The sequence below is a fragment of the Mesorhizobium sp. B2-3-2 genome, assembly GCF_006442295.1.
Taxonomy (GTDB): domain Bacteria; phylum Pseudomonadota; class Alphaproteobacteria; order Rhizobiales; family Rhizobiaceae; genus Mesorhizobium.
The window spans coordinates 305,203-322,279 of the sequence record NZ_VFWA01000001.1 but is presented as its reverse complement, the minus strand read 5'-3'; the positions used below and the strand labels follow the sequence as shown (position 1 = coordinate 322,279).

At 63.4% G+C, this 17,077-nt stretch carries 18 protein-coding genes and 1 pseudogene; 11 read left to right on the top strand and 8 right to left on the bottom strand.

Annotated elements, in window-relative coordinates; translation table 11 throughout:
* Window positions 1-154: 154 nt before the first annotated feature.
* The 3 genes from FJ964_RS01525 (at window position 155) to hflX (ending at window position 2,798) form a co-directional block, all read left to right on the top strand.
* Window positions 155-1,018, top strand: coding sequence for a D-amino-acid transaminase (locus FJ964_RS01525; RefSeq protein ID WP_140548577.1), 864 nt, complete (start codon window positions 155-157; stop codon window positions 1,016-1,018).
* A gap of 145 nt (window positions 1,019-1,163) precedes the next feature.
* Entirely contained in the window at window positions 1,164-1,409 is a 246-nt protein-coding gene (gene hfq / locus FJ964_RS01520; protein WP_006202172.1) for an RNA chaperone Hfq, read from the top strand.
* Complete coding sequence (gene hflX / locus FJ964_RS01515) at window positions 1,410-2,798, top strand: GTPase HflX (RefSeq protein WP_140548575.1); 1,389 nt, start codon at window positions 1,410-1,412, stop codon at window positions 2,796-2,798.
* Window positions 2,799-2,804: 6 nt separating this feature from the next.
* Here hflX and mazG read toward each other — a convergent pair whose 3' ends face one another.
* Together mazG and FJ964_RS01505 are read right to left on the bottom strand one after the other, a co-directional pair.
* Window positions 2,805-3,629, bottom strand: a complete 825-nt coding sequence (mazG, locus tag FJ964_RS01510; RefSeq protein ID WP_140548573.1) for a nucleoside triphosphate pyrophosphohydrolase — start codon at window positions 3,627-3,629, stop codon at window positions 2,805-2,807.
* Window positions 3,630-3,718: 89 nt separating this feature from the next.
* A complete protein-coding gene (locus FJ964_RS01505) occupies window positions 3,719-4,903 on the bottom strand; it encodes an amino acid aminotransferase (protein WP_140548571.1) in 1,185 nt (394 codons plus the stop codon).
* A 207-nt stretch (window positions 4,904-5,110) separates the two neighbouring features.
* Between FJ964_RS01505 and FJ964_RS01500 the strand changes: the two genes are divergently transcribed.
* The 5 genes from FJ964_RS01500 to FJ964_RS01480 all read left to right on the top strand — a co-directional run bounded on the left by FJ964_RS01500 (window position 5,111) and on the right by FJ964_RS01480 (window position 8,700).
* Window positions 5,111-5,632 (top strand): sigma-70 family RNA polymerase sigma factor, encoded by a 522-nt coding sequence (locus FJ964_RS01500; RefSeq protein ID WP_246676163.1) that lies wholly within the window; start codon window positions 5,111-5,113, stop codon window positions 5,630-5,632.
* Window positions 5,629-6,402 carry an anti-sigma factor gene (locus FJ964_RS01495; protein ID WP_140548567.1) on the top strand — a complete coding sequence of 258 codons (774 nt, stop codon included), beginning with the start codon at window positions 5,629-5,631 and terminating at the stop codon, window positions 6,400-6,402. The genes FJ964_RS01500 and FJ964_RS01495 overlap by 4 nt, the downstream gene beginning before the upstream one ends.
* A gap of 23 nt (window positions 6,403-6,425) precedes the next feature.
* On the top strand, window positions 6,426-7,142 hold the full coding sequence (locus tag FJ964_RS01490; RefSeq protein ID WP_140548565.1) for a Bax inhibitor-1/YccA family protein: 717 nt from the start codon (window positions 6,426-6,428) through the stop codon (window positions 7,140-7,142).
* Window positions 7,143-7,347: 205 nt separating this feature from the next.
* Window positions 7,348-8,232: an aldose 1-epimerase family protein gene (locus tag FJ964_RS01485; protein WP_140548563.1), complete on the top strand. Its 885-nt coding sequence runs from the start codon at window positions 7,348-7,350 to the stop codon at window positions 8,230-8,232.
* Window positions 8,233-8,307: 75 nt separating this feature from the next.
* Window positions 8,308-8,700: a GFA family protein gene (locus FJ964_RS01480; RefSeq protein ID WP_140548561.1), complete on the top strand. Its 393-nt coding sequence runs from the start codon at window positions 8,308-8,310 to the stop codon at window positions 8,698-8,700.
* Between the two features lie 25 nt (window positions 8,701-8,725).
* Here the strand turns inward: FJ964_RS01480 and FJ964_RS01475 are convergent, their stop codons facing one another.
* Window positions 8,726-10,243 carry a winged helix-turn-helix domain-containing tetratricopeptide repeat protein gene (locus FJ964_RS01475; RefSeq protein WP_181172332.1) on the bottom strand — a complete coding sequence of 506 codons (1,518 nt, stop codon included), beginning with the start codon at window positions 10,241-10,243 and terminating at the stop codon, window positions 8,726-8,728.
* Window positions 10,244-10,379: 136 nt separating this feature from the next.
* Here FJ964_RS01475 and FJ964_RS01470 point away from each other — a divergent pair, with 136 nt between their 5' ends.
* The 3 genes and pseudogenes from FJ964_RS01470 (at window position 10,380) to FJ964_RS01460 (ending at window position 11,940) form a co-directional block, all read left to right on the top strand.
* Window positions 10,380-10,640 carry a DUF1127 domain-containing protein gene (locus tag FJ964_RS01470; protein ID WP_140548559.1) on the top strand — a complete coding sequence of 87 codons (261 nt, stop codon included), beginning with the start codon at window positions 10,380-10,382 and terminating at the stop codon, window positions 10,638-10,640.
* 269 nt (window positions 10,641-10,909) lie between these two features.
* Window positions 10,910-11,041 (top strand): annotated as a pseudogene (locus tag FJ964_RS31275) (sulfite exporter TauE/SafE family protein); the annotation flags it as partial.
* A 218-nt stretch (window positions 11,042-11,259) separates the two neighbouring features.
* Window positions 11,260-11,940, top strand: coding sequence for a GNAT family N-acetyltransferase (locus FJ964_RS01460; RefSeq protein WP_140548557.1), 681 nt, complete (start codon window positions 11,260-11,262; stop codon window positions 11,938-11,940).
* A 10-nt stretch (window positions 11,941-11,950) separates the two neighbouring features.
* On the opposite strand, the gene FJ964_RS01455 is transcribed toward FJ964_RS01460, so the two are convergent.
* The 5 genes from FJ964_RS01455 to tmk all read right to left on the bottom strand — a co-directional run bounded on the left by FJ964_RS01455 (window position 11,951) and on the right by tmk (window position 16,933).
* A complete protein-coding gene (locus FJ964_RS01455) occupies window positions 11,951-12,772 on the bottom strand; it encodes an MBL fold metallo-hydrolase (RefSeq protein WP_140548555.1) in 822 nt (273 codons plus the stop codon).
* A 3-nt stretch (window positions 12,773-12,775) separates the two neighbouring features.
* A complete protein-coding gene (locus FJ964_RS01450) occupies window positions 12,776-13,570 on the bottom strand; it encodes a TatD family hydrolase (RefSeq protein WP_140548553.1) in 795 nt (264 codons plus the stop codon).
* A complete protein-coding gene (gene metG / locus FJ964_RS01445) occupies window positions 13,570-15,123 on the bottom strand; it encodes a methionine--tRNA ligase (RefSeq protein ID WP_140548551.1) in 1,554 nt (517 codons plus the stop codon). The genes FJ964_RS01450 and metG overlap by 1 nt, the downstream gene beginning before the upstream one ends.
* 83 nt (window positions 15,124-15,206) lie before the next feature.
* Window positions 15,207-16,262 (bottom strand): DNA polymerase III subunit delta', encoded by a 1,056-nt coding sequence (locus FJ964_RS01440; RefSeq protein ID WP_140548549.1) that lies wholly within the window; start codon window positions 16,260-16,262, stop codon window positions 15,207-15,209.
* Window positions 16,259-16,933, bottom strand: coding sequence for a dTMP kinase (gene tmk, locus FJ964_RS01435; RefSeq protein WP_140548547.1), 675 nt, complete (start codon window positions 16,931-16,933; stop codon window positions 16,259-16,261). The genes FJ964_RS01440 and tmk overlap by 4 nt, the downstream gene beginning before the upstream one ends.
* Window positions 16,934-17,077 lie beyond the last annotated feature (144 nt).

The following is a 17,077-nucleotide window of genomic DNA, read 5'->3' as shown; positions in this document are numbered from 1 at the left end:
GGGATCGCCGACCGCTTGGGGTTTGTCTGCACAATGGCGGACGGAAAACGGTTACAAGTTTTTCCTGGAATTGCTTCAGTGGCCTACGCGATTATCCATCACTGTTGAGGCGGAATCGCCTAAACAAGCCGAAGCAGATCCCCCGAGGTGACAAATGCCGCGTATTGCCTATGTGAACGGGCGCTACACCGCTCATGCCGATGCCGCCGTGCATATCGAAGACCGTGGCTACCAGTTCGCCGACGGCGTTTACGAGGTCTGCGAAGTGGCGCGGGGCTTCATCGTCGACATGCCGCGTCACCTTGCCCGGCTGAAGCGTTCGCTGGGCGAGCTGTCGATCGGCTGGCCGGTCACCCCAAGCGTCCTGCCGCTCATCATGCGCGAAGTGGTCAACCGCAACCATGTCATCAACGGCCTGGTTTATGTCCAGGTCACACGCGGCGTTGCCAGCCGCGACTTCGCCTTCCCCTCGGCTGACACCAAGCCGTCGCTGGTGATCACCGCCAGGAAGCTGGATCCCGCTGCTGGGGCCAAACGGGCCGAGACCGGCATCGCCGTCATCACAGTGCCCGAGAATCGCTGGGATCGCGTCGATATCAAGAGCACCGGCCTGCTGCCCAATGTGTTGGCCAAGCAGAAGGCCAAGGAAGCTGGCGCGCAGGAAGCCTGGTTCGTGGATACGGACGGCAACGTCAAGGAAGGCGGGTCGTCGAATGCCTGGATCGTCACCAGGGACGGCGTTCTGGTCACCAGGCCGGCCGAGCACGGCATTCTGCGCGGCATAACCCGCACCACCATGTTTGAAGTGGCGGCCAAGCTCGGCCTCAAGATCGAGGAACGCGGCTTTTCCGTCGCCGAGGCAAAGGCGGCGAGGGAGGCTTTCATCAGTTCCGCGACCACGATTGCGATGCCGGTCGTGGCCATAGACGGCGATCCGGTCGCCAACGGCCACCCCGGCTCGATAACACTTTCGTTGCGGCAAGCCTTTTTTGACATTGCGGAAAAAAGTCCAGCCTGATAACCGCACAGGTGGAATGAACATCAATATATCTCGTTCTGCTTGTCGTTACTGACGACAAGACGGTGTTTGCGCGCTTGACATGTGCTGGTTAATTTGGCGCATTGGCCTGCAAACCGAAGGGGATCGGCGAAAGACAAGAACAATGGCGGAACGATCGCAAAACCTTCAGGACCTGTTCCTGAACTCTGTTCGCAAGAGCAAGAACCCGCTCACCATCTTTCTCATCAACGGCGTGAAGCTGACCGGCGTCGTCACTTCATTCGACAATTTCTGTGTCCTGCTGCGCCGCGACGGCCACTCCCAGCTCGTCTACAAGCACGCCATTTCCACGATCATGCCGAGCCAGCCGGTTCAGATGTTCGATGGCGAGGAAAGCCAGGGCGCCTGATTGGCACGTGAGAAGGACCCGGACCGCAGCGTTCGTGGAAAATCAGTACATCAGCCGGGGACGGAAGCCGAGGGTCCGACCCGGGCAGTCGTCATCGTGCCGGTGCTTACCCGCCAGCCGCGCGGCGAGGACGACACCAGCCGTCCGCGGCTGACGCGCTCGGCCGAGGCCCGTCATGATGAGGCTGTCGGCCTTGCCCGCGCCATCGATCTTGATCTGATCCACACGGCCGTGGTTACCGTCAACGATCCACGCCCGGCGACCTTGCTCGGCAGCGGCAAGGTCGAGGAGTTGGCGGAGATCGTCAAGGAAGGGCACGCGGAGGTGGTCATCGTCGATCATCCGCTGACGCCGGTGCAGCAGCGCAATCTCGAGAAGGAATTCAACGCCAAGGTGCTGGACCGCACCGGGCTGATCCTCGAGATCTTCGGCGAGCGCGCCCGCACCAAGGAAGGCACGCTGCAGGTCGAGCTTGCCCATCTCAACTACCAGAAGGGCCGGCTGGTGCGTAGCTGGACCCACCTCGAGCGCCAGCGCGGCGGTGCCGGCTTCCTCGGCGGTCCCGGCGAAACCCAGATCGAATCGGATCGGCGCGTCCTGCAGGACAAGATCGTCAAGCTGAAGCACGAGCTGGAGACGGTGCGCCGCACCCGCGACCTGCATCGTGCCAAGCGCAAGAAGGTGCCGTTTCCGGTGGTGGCCATCGTCGGCTACACCAATGCCGGAAAATCGACGCTGTTCAACAAGCTGACCGGGGCAGGGGTACTGGCGCAGGACATGCTGTTCGCAACGCTCGATCCGACGCTGCGCCGCGTGCGGCTGCCGCACGGCACGCCGATCATCCTCTCGGATACGGTCGGCTTCATCTCGGACCTGCCGACGCATCTCATCGCGGCTTTCCGCGCCACGCTTGAAGAGGTGGTCGAAGCAGATCTCGTCATCCATTTGCGCGACATCTCCGATCCCGACACATCCGCCCAGGCCGAGGACGTCGAGCGCATCCTGGCCGATCTCGGCGTCGACGCCGGCGATACCAAGCGGGTCATCGAGGTCTGGAACAAGGTCGACCTGCTCGATGAAGGCAATCGCGCACGGCTGCTTGCCGAGAGTACGGATGCCAAGGCGCCTCCCGTCGCCATATCGGCCGTCACGGGCGAGGGCATCGATGCGCTGAACGCGATCATCGAGACACGGATGTCCGGCGAACTCGAAGATCTGACGGTGACGATCGAGCCGGCGCAGTTCGGCCTTGTCGACTGGCTTTACCGCAATGGCGATGTCGTTTCGCGAACCGACAACGAGGACGGCAGCGCCACCATCTCGCTGAAGGCGACGCAAAGTGCCCGCGAAGAGATCGAAAGCAGATTGCGTCGCAAGAATAACGGCTAACGCCAGTTATTTCGCGCTCTTCGCTTCCTGCCAGAGCGTTTCCATTTCTTCCAGATCAGCCTTTTCCAGCGAGCTGCCGGATTTCTCCAGGGCCTGCTCGACATAGTGGAAGCGCGAACGGAATTTCTCGTTGGTGCCGCTCAGCGCTGCTTCCGAGTCGAGCTTGAGGTGGCGGCCGAGATTCACGACGGCAAACAGCATATCGCCGAATTCGTCCTTGATCTCGGCGGTTTCGCCCTTGGCCAGCGCCTCGCGCAATTCGCCGATCTCTTCCTCGATCTTGTCGAGGATGGGCGCTGCCTCGCTCCAGTCGAAACCAACGTGGGCGGCCTTTTCCTGAAGTTTCAGGGCCCGCGTCAGTGCGGGCAGGGCGACCGGCACGCTGTCCAGAAACCCCTTGCCATTGTCTTCCGGGTCGAGACCGCGCGCGAGACGGGCGCTACGCTTCTCAGCCTTCTCTTGCGCCTTGATCCTCTCCCACATGCCCTTGGCCATGCCGGCGCTGCGCGCCTTCTCGTCACCGAAGACATGCGGATGGCGGCGGATCATCTTCGTGGTGATGGCCTGGACCACGTCCCCGAAAGCGAACTCGCCGGCCTCCTCAGCCATCTGCGCGTGGTACACGACCTGCAAAAGGAGATCGCCGAGTTCGTCGCGCAGGTCGTCGAGATCGCCGCGCGCGATGGCGTCGGCCACCTCATAGGCCTCCTCGATCGTGTAAGGCGCGATGGTCGAGAAATCCTGTTCGATGTCCCACGGACAGCCGGTCTTCGGCGCGCGCAGCGCCGCCATGATTTCGATCAGGCGCGAAATGTCTTTCGATGGCTTCATGCGGCGGATGCTATCGCGCGGTCCGCCGCGCGGCCAATGCTGTCGGCCGGCGAAGCGGGCTTGTCCACAGTTGCGCCGGACAAGTCCGGTCAGTCGAGCACGGAAACGATCGCCTTGGCGAGCTTGTCCATGCCGTCTTCCGGCAGGCCGGCGACATTGATGCGGCTGTCGCCGACCATGTAGACGCCATACTCCGCGCGCAGCCGTTCGACCTGCGCTTCCGTGAGCCCCAGCCGGGAAAACATGCCGCGATGGCTGGCGACGAAATCGAAGCGGTCGGAGTTGGACTGCCGGCGCAGCGCCTCGGCGAATTGCACCCGAAGTCTCAGCATGCGCAAGCGCATCTCCTCGAGCTCGGCTTCCCAGTCCGCGCGCAAGGCCGCGTCCTCAAGCAAGATGCGCACCGCCGCCGCGCCGTGGTCCGGCGGCATCGAATACATGGCACGAGCCGCCGACAGCATCTGGCCCAGCGCCACATCGGCCTGCGCGCTGTCCTTCGCCAGGATCATCGCAGCGCCGACACGGTCGCGGTAGACGGCGAAGTTCTTCGAGCAGCTGGACGCGACGACCATTTCCGGAACCTTTTCGGCCAGCAGCCGCAGTCCGGCGGCATCGGCCTCGAGGCCATCGCCAAAGCCCTGATAGGCAATGTCGACAAACGGCAGCAGGCCGCGCTCGACGACGAGATCGGTGACAGCGGCCCACTGCGCGATGTCCAGATTGGCGCCGGTCGGGTTGTGGCAGCAGCCATGCAGCAGCACCACGTCGCCGCTCTTTGCGGTGCGCAGTGCTGCCAGCATGTCGTCGAAGCGAACGGCGCCCGATGCCGCGTCGAAATAGGGATACTCACGGATTTGTAGCCCGGCGGCGCGCATCACCGGCATGTGGTTCGGCCAGGTGGGATCGGACAACCAGATCGTCGCATCGGCGCGGGTTCGCATCAAAAGCTCGGCCACCAGCCGCAACGCGCCGGAGCCGCCCGGCGCCTGCGCGGCACGGATCCGCGTTATGTCTGCACCCGGACCGAAGGCGAGCCTGGCCATCACGGTATTGAACCCGGTGTCGCCGGCGAGGCCGAGATAAGTCTTGGTGTCCTGACCCTGCAGCAGCCGCTTCTCCGCCTCGCGGACGGCCCGCATGACCGGCGTCTTGCCGTCGCGATCCTTGTAGACGCCGACACCAAGGTCGACCTTGTCGGGTCGAGGATCGGCGCGATAGAGGCCGATCAAGGCAAGGATCTTGTCGGCGGCAGCCGGCTGAAGGTTTTCAAACATCTGCATGGTTCCGTTGGCGCGGCGGAGTGATACGCAAATCGAACCCCTTGCACCAGCGGTTTTAACTCTCGCCAGCCCGAATCGCATAGCCTTGGCATCGCCGCGAGCTACGTCCGCGGCTGCATGTCTGCGGCGTTTTCGCGAAAAAATCTGCAGGGCCGGGATTAAAACCCCCACATGTTCCGTAAACAGGGCATGAAACGGTCGATGCCACGCTTCGATATCGTCGGACAACTCGGCTCGCTCAGGCGTTACGCGCGCTCGCTGACGCGCGACGGTGCCGATGCCGAGGATCTCGTGCATGACGCTCTTGTGCGTGCCTATGAGCGGCGCGGCACCTTCCGCTCGGGCGGAAATTTGCGCGCCTGGCTGCTGTCCATCGTCCATAACACGTTCGTCGACCGCATGCGCTCGCGACGCTCGGAAGCAGCGCGCCTCGAACAGGCTGGATTCCTTGCGGACGCCAGCGCGCCGGCGCCGCAGGAGCATTCGGTGCGCCTGGGCCAGGTGCGCGATGCTTTTTTCAGCCTGCCCGAAGAACAGCGCTCGGCCCTGCATCTCGTCGCCATTGAGGGCCTTTCCTACAGCCAGGCGGCCGATGCCAGCGGCGTGCCGCTCGGAACGCTGATGTCGCGCATCGGCAGGGCACGCGCCGCGCTTCGCGAGATGGAGGAGGGGGCTCCGGCGAAGGCGAAAAATCACCTCAGGATTGTCGGAGGCCCGTCATGACAGCAACTATCGACCCCGTGACGGACGCCGATCTCGACGCCTATGTCGACGATCAGCTCGACGTCTCGCGCCGCATCGAAGTCGAGGCCTTCCTCTCCGCCCGGCCGGAAGCGGCCGCGCGTGTGATGTCGGATCTCAGGATGCGGGACGAACTGCGCGTGGCGCTGGCGGGGTCAGGCGGCATGGCGAGGCCGGCCACGACCGATGCCGCGCGGCGCCTGGAGAGGGGGCTTGCCCGGGGCCGTATCTTCGGTGTCTTGCAGCGTGCCGCGGCGGTGGCCGCTTTCGTCGCCGCCGGCTGGCTTGCCAACGGCATAATCGGGCCGATGTCGGTGACGAAGGTCGTCGCCTCGCCGCAGCCGCCCGCCTATCTCGACGAGGCGGTGCGCGCGCACAGGACGACCCTTGTGCGCGAGACCATGCCCTCGCAGGCCGAGGCGCCGAACTACAATGCCGGCGAAATCCGCGCGGCGACGGCCATCGTCATGCCGTCCTTGCCCAAGGACTGGAAGGTCCGCGACGTGCAGGTCTATCCGTCGCGCTTTGGGCCCAGCGTCGAGATGGCGGTCGAGACCAAGGAGATGGGCCTGGTGTCGCTGTTCGCGATCCGGCCGGGAACCTTCGACGTGGTCAAGCCGACCGTCGCGCCCTCGGGCGATATTTCCTCGGCCTATTTCCAGATCGGCGAGGTCGCCTATGCGGTGGTTGCGCAGGGCGAGGTCCGTGACCTCGACCGCGCCGCCGAGACGCTTGCCAGAACGCTTTACTGATCCGTTCACAAAGGAGAATGCAAATGAACACGCCCAACCTGGGATACCGCGTCGGCACCGGCGCCCAAAGCGGCGCCCTCTACGACGAGGGCCTGCGCCAGCACATGCTGCGCGTCTACAACTATATGGGCCTCGGCCTCGTGGTCACCGGCCTCGTCGCGTTCATGGTGTCGTCGACGCCCGCGCTCTACGTGCCGATCTTTTCCAGCCCGCTGAAATGGGTGGTGATGCTGGCGCCGCTCGCCTTCGTCCTGCTGTTCTCGTTCAAGATGCAGACGATGTCGGCGGCAAGCGCGCAGGCGATGTTCTGGGCCTTCTGTTCGGTCATGGGTCTGTCGTTGGCTTCCGTCTTCCTGGTTTTCACCGGAACCAGCATCGCGCGCACCTTCTTCATCGCCGCCACCATGTTCGGCGCCACCAGCCTCTACGGCTACACGACCCGGCGTGACCTGACCCAGTTCTCGTCCTTCCTGATCATGGGCCTGATCGGCGTGGTGATTGCCAGCATCGTCAACATCTTCCTCGGCTCGACCGCTTTGCAGTTCGCCATCTCGGTGATCGGCATCGCCGTGTTCATCGGCCTGACTGCGTGGGACACGCAGTCGATCAAGGAACAGTATGCGGAGAACTTCGACGCGGAGTCGCGGCAGAAACTGGCTGTTTTCGGCGCCTTCTCGCTCTACCTCAACTTCGTCAACATCTTCCATCTGCTGCTGAATTTCACCGGCGAGCGGGAATAGTCCGAACTGTAGCAGGCAACATTTGGCATCTTGCCGTGGCCGGAGGGAAATCTCCGGCCAATCTTCATTTGAGACGGCGCCTGGCCCACTTGTGCCATCACACGTTCATCGTGACTGTGTGAAACGCAATGCAAACCGCCGCCTTGAGTTCACGCCTGGCCATTTGCTAGCCTGCCGGCCAAGCAAAGACAAACCGCGAGAACATATGGCACAGGACAGCCAGACACTTCATGGCGACGGCATTTCGGCCGTGATAGTCGGGCAGGGGGCCGAACTGGTCTCGCTGCGGGATGCGGATGGGCTGGAACTTGTGTGGCAGGCCGGACCGGCCTGGCGCCGTCATTCCCCAGTGTTGTTTCCGATCGTCGGCCGGCTGAAGGGCGATCAACTGCGCCATCGCGGCCAGACCTATCCGATGACGCAGCACGGCTTCGCCCGCGATAAGTCGTTTGCCTGGGCGGAGAGGGGTTCTCGGTCCTGCATGCTGGTGCTCACCGACGACGCGGAGACCCGAACGCACTACCCTTTCGCCTTCCGTCTGGCGGTAGCCTACACTCTCGACCGCCGGCAGCTTGGCGTCACGTTCGAGATCACCAACACCGGCGACGAGCCGCTGCCGGCGTCGATCGGGGCGCACCCGGCATTCAACTGGCCGCTGCTGCCGGATCTGCCCAAGGAGGCTTACCGCCTGACCTTTGCACAGCCCGAGCCTGCGCCGATCCGCCGTCTCAAGGACGGGCTGCTGCTGACGGCGCGGCAGCCGACGCCCATCGAGGGCAACAGTCTCGCTCTGTCGGATCGCCTGTTCGACGAGGATGCCGTGATCCTGGACCAGCCTGCCAGCACCGCCGTGCGTTACGGCGCCGACCGCGGTCCGGCGATCGAGATGCATTGGCACGGATTTCGGGAGCTAGGCATCTGGTCCAAGCCGGGAGGCGCGCCGTTCCTCTGCATCGAGCCCTGGTACGGTCTCGCCAGCCCGGCGGATTTCGACGGCGAATTCGCCGACAAGCTAGGACTCATGCTGATCGAGCCGGCCGGAAGGCGCGTGCTCGGCTATCGGATCGAACTTCAACCGCGGGCGCATTAGCTGAAAGCTGGCGCCGCGTTCATGGATGGTGGAGTTGGTCGTACATCCAGCCCGCTTGATTTGGAGGAATACAGCATGGACCGATTCACCGGCGGTTGCCTGTGCGGCAACGTCCGAATTGTGGCGACTGGACGCCCATACCGGGTGGGCCTCTGTCACTGTCTCGATTGCCGCAAGCATCACGGGGCGCTTTTTCACGCTTCCGCGATTTTCCCTCGGGATGCGGTGACGATCGACGGCGAAACACGCGACTACGCCGGGCGGTTTTTCTGTCCGCGCTGCGGCTCGACCATTTTCGGCCGCACCGCCGACGAGATCGAAGTGAACCTGGGATCCCTGGATGCCCCTGACCAACTGGCGCCGACCTACGAAAGCTGGATCATCCGTCGCGAATCCTGGCTGCCGCCGTTTCCGCTCACGAGACGCTATGAGCGCGATCGTGACGCCACGGGCCGCTTCGAGGAGTAGGCGGCACCAGGGGACCGGCGGCGAGTCATTCCGGAAGGCCGGCCTTGCGGAAGCCGTCGACGAAATGATCGAGCATCGCCGCATCGCGGAAGGGCTCCGTCCAGACCCAGTGGCTGGTGGTGAAATGCGGGTTGCCGACGAGGAACAGTTCGACCTCCGTGCGCGCCTCGTCGAGCCGGCCGAGCTGCGCGAGGCTAGCCGCCAGGAAGCGGCGTGAGCTCGTTCGGTAAGTCTCGTCCCGGCGCAACGTTTTGACGGCGGCCTCGTAGTCGCGCGCCGCATATTGCGCCGCGCCGAGCGTCAGATAGTACCAGCTTGCCGGAAAGGGGTTGAGCCTGAACGCCTTGCGGATCTGCTCGAGCCCCTCCTCGACCCGCCCGGCCAGCACAGAGATGTCGGACAACGTCGCCCAGGCATCGGCCTCGTTAGGGTCGAGCTCGAACGCCCTGGCGAATTCCGCATCCGCTTCGGCGAAGTCGCGCTCATAGGCGAGCAGGTTGCCGAGCACCCAGCGGCAGCCGGCGTCGTTGGGATCGATCGTCACCGCCTTGCGCGCCAGATCCAGGGCCAGGCGACGGTTGGGTTCCACCGGCTCGCCCCAATGAACCCATCCCATCCAGTGGTTCATGGCAAGCCAGCGATAGGCCTCGGCATAGTCGGGATCGAGCGCGACCGCGCGCGTCAGCATCAGATGCGCCTCCCGCGCCGTCTGCGGCGAATCGTCGATCAGCTTGCGCGCCCGAACGCAGAGATCGTAGGCCTCGAGATTCTTGGGCCGATTGCGCGGCAGCGGCGCGCGCAACCGGCCGAGCAGCGCTTCCACGATCTTGGCCGTCACCTCGTCCTGAACGGCAAAGATATCGTCCACTCCGCGATCGAAGCGTTCCGCCCACAGGTGATCGCCGCTCACGGCGTCGACCAGCTGGGCGTTGATGCGCACGCGTCCCGCGGCACGTCTTGCGCTACCTTCCAGGAGATAGCGCACGCCAAGCTCCCGGGCGATCTCGCGCACGTCCATGGCCTTTCCCTTGTAGGCAAAGGTCGAGTTGCGCGCGATGACGAACAAGCCCGAGGCCCTGGACAGGTCGGTGATCAGGTCTTCGGTCAATCCGTCGGCGAAGGGCTCCTGCTCGGGGTCGTTGCTGAGATTGACGAAGGGCAGCACGGCTATCGAGGGCTTGTCGGGCAGCGGCAAAGCTTTTCGCTTCGCGCCATCGAGGGATTCCACGATCCCGGCGAAGCGGTAGCCGACGCGCGGAATAGTGGCGATCCATTCCCCGCCGTCGGCGGGCGGACCAAGCAGCTTGCGCAGCTGCGCGATCTGGACGGTGAGATTGCCTTCCTCGACCGCTGTACCCGGCCATGCCGCATCCATCAGCTCGGCCTTGTCGAGGACTTCGCCTGGCCGTTCGACGAGCGCCGCCAGCAGCTTGAGCCCACGGTAGCCGACGGCAACGGGATTATCGTTCCGAAGCAGTGTTCCCGCATCCGGATCAAGCACAAACGGACCAAAGGCAAAGCGCGATCCCTGCATGAAGCGCATCTATAGCTCGTTTGGAACTTTTGAGAACTATTTGGGAGAGCTTAATTACGGCGCTGTTCGCATCCGGCACAATTCAACCTCTTTCAGGTCGAGGTCCCAAGTCGAGGACCCCACCCTCAAACCGTAGGAGGTTGCCATGAACGATATCCTTGCATCGACGCGGTGTCGGACCGCGCGGCCGAGGATGCCCGAGGGGCTGGCGGAAGCGTTGCATCGGCGCCTGACGACCCTGCGAAGCATTGTCGAGAGCTGGCACGATCGGAGCTGGCGCGAGCGGATACGCTTTCGCTGGGAGCTTGAGCGAATGACGAAGGACAATCCCCATCTGATCGACGACATCGGATTGACGAAACGGCAGGTCGAGGCAGAGCTAGCAAAGCCCTTCTGGCAACGGTAGGCCGAATGCTGAGCAGATATCAGCGGCAAAGGGTAGGGCGGATTTCAGACCTGCCGGGCGATGGTACCAATCACATTGATGACGAGCCGTGCGGCGGTCAGGGCCGACAGGCGTCAATATCGGGACGTAGAGCGGCTTCGATGCTATGGGCCTGGACCTCGCGGGCGGTCACGAGTGGCTGCCATAACGCAGGGCCGCTTAGACGTCGGTGTAAGGCGCGCGCTGCCTACGCTGCGCAGCCCGAACGCGAAGCGCTGCCGGCGCAGGCCCTGGGAGGCGCTGAGTTTCGTCTGCCGCTATTATTGGCACGTTCAACTTCGCTGGAAGCAGTGATCCTGAACAAGGCGATCAGCCTGGTCGTGGTGGCCACGGCGTTGCCGTTCAGGGCGCAGACAGTGCCTGCTGGTCATCATCGCGGCCGTGCTGTTGTTCGGTACGAAGCGCTTGAATGCACCAGATCGCCGTCAACACGAGACGGCGATCTGGTGCCCATTCAAGCAGCCGCTCTCCCGCACCAGCCTGCCATCTCCATAAGTCGCATAAGATAGATTATGGAACTGTCGCATTGAGCTGATGCAGCGTATTGCCTTGATCTGTCCAGCAACGCTAGCCTACGGCGATGACGGGTTCAAACCGAACGATTGAGTCTGCCATCGAGGTGTTCGTGCACGGGCACAGCACTGGCAAGAGCCGTACCTTTCCTTACGAGACAAGTCGTGTCGGGTCGTTGTGGTTGATGCGCGATGCTGAGCATGCGCGAGGAAGATTCCATGTCTGCGTCATGGTTGCGACAGCGGAGCCAGACGAGCCGACGCGAAGCGCATATAAGGCTCTCGGCTACCGGTTGCTTGGGACCGAAGGTTTCTTCGTGCGGCGGATAAGCCAGATTCCGAGGCCGCCGCAGGCTGCCGTTTCGATCGAACGTGTGCAAACAGCCGAACTGGCGGTCCAGTTGGGAAAGATCACGCGCACACGGCCGATCCCGGACACTTTGCTTGGCGATGACGCTTCATTCCGCCAGTACGTGGCGATCGACGGAGAAGACATCGTCGGTCGCGTACGCAGCGTGGATGCTGTGGGCGCCACATGGTGCGCGGACATGTATGTCGAACCCTCGCACCGCCGCCGTGGCATCGGCCAGGCGCTTCTCTCAAGGATGTTGTGGGACGATCAGGCCCATGGTTCTAAGTCCTCCGTGCTGACGGCCACTCACACCGGGGCGCATCTGTACCCTCGTGTCGGTTATGAGCGGATTGGAACGCTGTTCATGTTCGCGCCAAAGAGTATGGCGCCCCGATGAAGACCTCTTCCTATGATGCTGACTCATAAGGAATTTCAAGCGCCATGCCATCAAATGCCGGCTCGACATTTGCCGGAGTCTCAGCCATCACGGTAGCGTAGTCCAGCGGCCCATGCATATGGGTCAGCACGGCCCGTTTCGGAGCCAGCCGTTCGATCCATTCTAGCGCCTGGCCGAGCGACAGATGGCTCGGGTGTGGCCTGTACTGAAGCGCGTCCACGATCAGGACATCAAGATTACGCAGCCGCTCGGCGGTGGCAGCCGGAAAATCGCTGATGTCGGGGCAATAGGCTAGTCCGCCGATGCGGAAGCCGAGCGATATGATGTCGCCATGAACCTGCGGCAGCGGCTCGAGGGCGAGGGCACCGCCCTCGCCTTCGATCACGACGGGCTTTGCGTGATCGATGATATGGGCGTCGACGATCGGCGGATAGGAGCTGCCTGGCGGCGTCTCGAAACAATAGCCGAAGGCCTGGCGCAGCCGCAGCATCGTTGGCTGGTCGGCATGGATATCGATCCGCTGCCGCTGATCGAGCACGAAGCCGCGCAGGTCGTCGATGCCGTGGATGTGGTCGGCATGTGGATGCGTGTAGACGACGGCGTCGATGCGTTTGACCGACGCCATCAGCATCTGCTGACGGAAATCCGGTCCGGTGTCGATGACGACGGTGGTGCGGGCGCCGCTCGCGGCGATCCGCTCGACAAGGGCAGCCGTGCGCATGCGCCGATTTTTCGGATTTTGCGGATCGCAATTGCCCCAGTCGCCGGTGATGCGCGGCGTGCCGGGTGACGAGCCGCAGCCGAGAATGGTGAGGCGCAGCCGGTCTGTCATCGTTCAGGCGCTTTGCTCGGCGGGTCGCGGCATCTTGCCGAACAGCCGGAAGAAATTGTCGGTCGTCAAAGCCGCGATTTCACCTTCGCTGACGCCGACCGTCTCGGCCAGCACCTTGGCCGTGTGCGCGACATAGGCGGGTTCATTGCGCTTGCCGCGAAATGGGATCGGCGCGAGATATGGCGCATCGGTCTCCACCAGCAGCCGGTCATGCGGCAGGTCGGCGGCTATGGCGCGTATTTCGGCCGAATTCTTGAAGGTCAGGATGCCGGAAAACGAAACATAGCCGCCCAGCGAGACGCCGACCTCGGCCAGCCTGCGTCCTGACGAAAAACAGTGCAGGACGAACGGGAAGGCGCCCTTCCCCGTTTCCTCCTCCAGAATATGAGCCATGTCGCCGTCGGCATCGCGCGAATGGATAACCAGCGGCAGGCGCGTCTCGCGGGCAGCGGCGATGTGGTTGCGCAAACCCTGCGCCTGCGCATCGCGGGGCGCCTTGTCATAGAAATAGTCGAGCCCGGCTTCGCCGATCGCCACCACCTTGGGATGGGCGGACAGGCGCACGAGATCCGCCGTCGTCACATCAAGCTCTTCGGCCGCATTGTGCGGATGGGTTCCGACGGAGCAGTATACTTCGTCGAAAGTTTCTGCGATTCCAAGTATTTGCTGAAATCGCTTCACGCGCGTCGAAATCGTCACCATGCGGCCGATCCCGGCGGCCAAGGCGCGGGCGACGATGGCCGCCCGCTCCTCGGCGAAGTCCGGGAAATCCAGATGGCAGTGGCTGTCGACGAGCATCAGCCGTTCGCTTCCGGCTGATCGACATAACGCGGAAACACGCCTTCTGGCACAGGCAACGCTCTGCCCGGCACAAGCGCATGGTCGGCGTGGAGATGCACGAAATCGCGCTCGTCTGCCGGCACAGCCAGCAGGTCGAGCAGCTTCGCGGCCGATCCTGGAGTAAAGGGCTGGCACAGAATCGCCACGCGCCGCACCACTTCGGCCGTAGCCCACAATACCGTTTGCATGCGCTCGGGGTTGGTCTTCTTCAGCGCCCAGGGTTCCTGTCCGGCGAAATACCGATCGGCTTCGGCCACCACGCCGAAGATCGATGCCAGCGCCAGATGGATGCCTTGCTCGGCCATTGCCTTGCGCGCGGCGGCAAGAGCGGCCGCCGCCTGATCGAGGATTGCCTTGTCGGCATCCGTCAGCTCGCCGCGCGTCGGCACCACGCCGCCGCAGTTCTTGGCGATCATCGACAGCGAGCGCTGCGCCAGATTGCCGATGCCGTTGGCGAGGTCGGCATTGGTGCGGTTGACGATCGCTTCGTGGCTGTAGCTGCCGTCCTGGCCGAACGGCACCTCGCGCAGGAAGAAATAGCGCACCTGGTCGAGCCCGTAATGCTCTATCATGGTGAAGGGGTCGATGACGTTGCCGACCGATTTCGACATCTTCTCGCCGCGGTTGAACAGGAAGCCGTGGCCAAAGACGCGCTTCGGCAGCGGAATTCCTGCCGACATCAGGAAGGCCGGCCAGTAGACGGCGTGGAAACGCACGATGTCCTTGCCGATGATGTGCGCATCGGCCGGCCAGAATTTCCAATTATCTGCTTTTTCATCGGGATAGCCGACGCCGGTAATGTAGTTTGTCAGCGCGTCGACCCAGACATACATTACGTGCTTCTCGTCGCCGGGCACCGGCACGCCCCAGTCGAACGTCGTGCGCGAGATCGACAGGTCCTTCAGTCCCGATCTGACGAAGCTCATCACTTCATTGCGCCGCTCGGCCGGGCCGATGAAATCCGGCTGGCCCTCGTAGAGCGCCAGCAGTTTGTCCTGATAGGCCGAGAGCCGGAAGAAATAGCTTTCCTCCTCGACCCATTCGACCGGCGTTCCTTGCGGGCCATAGCGGACATTGTCGGGACGAACCTCGGTTTCCTCCTCGCCGTAATAGGCTTCGTCGCGCACCGAGTACCAGCCGGCATAGCCGCCCTTGTAGATGTCGCCATTGGCGGCCATCGCCTTCCAGATCGCCTGAGATGCCGCGTAGTGCCGCTCTTCGGTGGTGCGGATGAAATCGTCGTTGGAAGCGTTGAGCGCGGTCGCCATGCGCTTGAACTCGGCCGAATTGCGGTCGGCCAGTTCGCGCGCCGAAATGTCTTCCCTCTTCGCCGTCTGCAGCATCTTGATGCCGTGTTCGTCGGTGCCGGTGAGAAAGAAGACCTGCTTGCCGTCGAGCCGCTGAAAGCGGGCCAGCGCATCGGTGGCGATCAATTCGTAGGCATGGCCGATATGCGGCTTGCCATTGGGGTAAGAGATCGCGGTCGTGACGTAGTATGTATCGCGTGACATGAATGAACCGTCATGAATGTCTGAATGGAAGGCGTGGCGGTGGATATCGCATCGGGGCGGCGATTGCCATCCCGAGGGAACCATCACATTCGCATTGCAGACTTCAGGCGGTCGATCATGGTCAGGGCGTGCTGCTTCTTGTCGAGATTGTAAGTGTCAGTCTCAGATATGGCGTCCAGCGCCTCATGCCAAGTGTCCGACAGCGTTTTGGCTCGTGCGAGATCGCCGGCCAACGCCGCCCGGCTCGCCGCATCGGACAACAGGTCGAGCGCACGGCGGTTGAAGATATCGAACTGGATCGCCTGGTCGCGCCCGGCCACCACCTCGGCAAGGCGATAGGCGCCGGCGATGTCGCTCTTGCCGGCGGTCACCAGGGCGTCCAGCGTCTCGGCGATCTCCAGCCCGCCATACTGCGTCAGGAGGATCGCATTGCGGGCGCTGCCCCCTGCCCGCGCCGCCAGCGCCGCACGCGCGGCCGGATCGTTCGGTGGAGGCGGCTCGGCGGTTTCCAGCACTGCCATCAGCTCGTCGGCATCGAGCGGCGACAGCCGCACCAATTGGCAGCGCGAGCGGATCGTCGGCAGCAGGCTGCCCGGTGCATGGACGATGAGGATGAACAGCGTTCGCGCCGGCGGCTCCTCGAGGTTCTTCAGCAAGGCATTGGCTGCATTGGTGTTCATGTCGTCGGCCGGGTCGACGATCACCACCCGGTAGCTGCCGTCATGCGAAGTCAGCGACAGGAAGCGACTGACCTTGCGTATCTCGTCGACGGTGACGACCGTCTTGAAGTTCTTGGTCTTGTCGTTCAACGGACGCGTCAGGTGCAAGACGCCCGGGTGCGCGCCGGTGGCGATCTGACGAAACAGCGAGGACGCCGGATCGGGAACGGCGAGCGTCTCCGGCGCTTGCTCGAAGGCGGGATGCTTCAGGAGGTGATGCGCCAGATGGAAGGCGAGCGTCGCCTTGCCGATGCCGACCGGTCCGACGAAAATCAGCGCGTGTGGCAGCTTTCCCGCGCGATAGGCGGCGGCGAGCATGGCAGCGACCTGCCCGTGCCCGACCAGAACAGGCGTTTCGGATGGTTCGGGGACGCCGTCCAGCGTGTCATGCTGTTCCGGCGCGATGCGTTCGAAGATCATGCGGGTGCGGTCTGCCTGTTGCGTGTGGGCGCCCTCGCCTCCAGCGCCGCGAACACGGTGGCGGTGACGGCATTTTCTACCGCATCGGGAGCGGCGGATGCGTCGATCACGACGCAGCGCTCCGGCTCGGCCGCGGCGATCGCCAGGAACGCCTCGCGGCGCGCCTGGTGGATGGCAAGCGTTTCCTTTTCGAAGCGGTCGGGGCCGGCGCCGGTGCCGCGACGCACTGTTGCGCGTCTCAGGCCTTCGGTGGGATCGATGTCGAAGATCAGCGTCATATCGGGCATCATGCCATTGATGGCCACCTGCTCCAGCGTCTCCATGAACACCGGGTCGAGGCCGCCGGTGACGCCCTGGTAGACGCGCGAGGAATCCAGGAAGCGGTCGCATAGCACGATGGAGCCGCGCTCGACCGCCGGGCGGATGACCTGCTCGACATGGTCGGAACGCGCCGCGGCGAAAAGCAGCGCCTCCATCTTTGGTCCGAACGGCTCGGCGGCGCCCGAAAGCAGCACATGCCGGACCGCTTCCGCGCCCGGCGAGCCGCCCGGCTCTCGGGTGACGAGGACGTCGTACTTCTTGGTGCGCATCTTTCCCGCCAACCGCTCGATCTGCGTCGACTTGCCTGCTCCTTCGCCGCCTTCGAAGGTGATGAAAAATCCGCGTGCCAATCGAAAGGCCTTTATCCCGTATTTGAATGGATTCTAGCGCTTTAGATAGTCCGCGCTCGGGAAAACGTCCATGCCGCCGGCGCATCGCATGTCGCTCAAAAGTGACATCTGAGAGAACGACATGCATAAACGAACAAGCTAAAG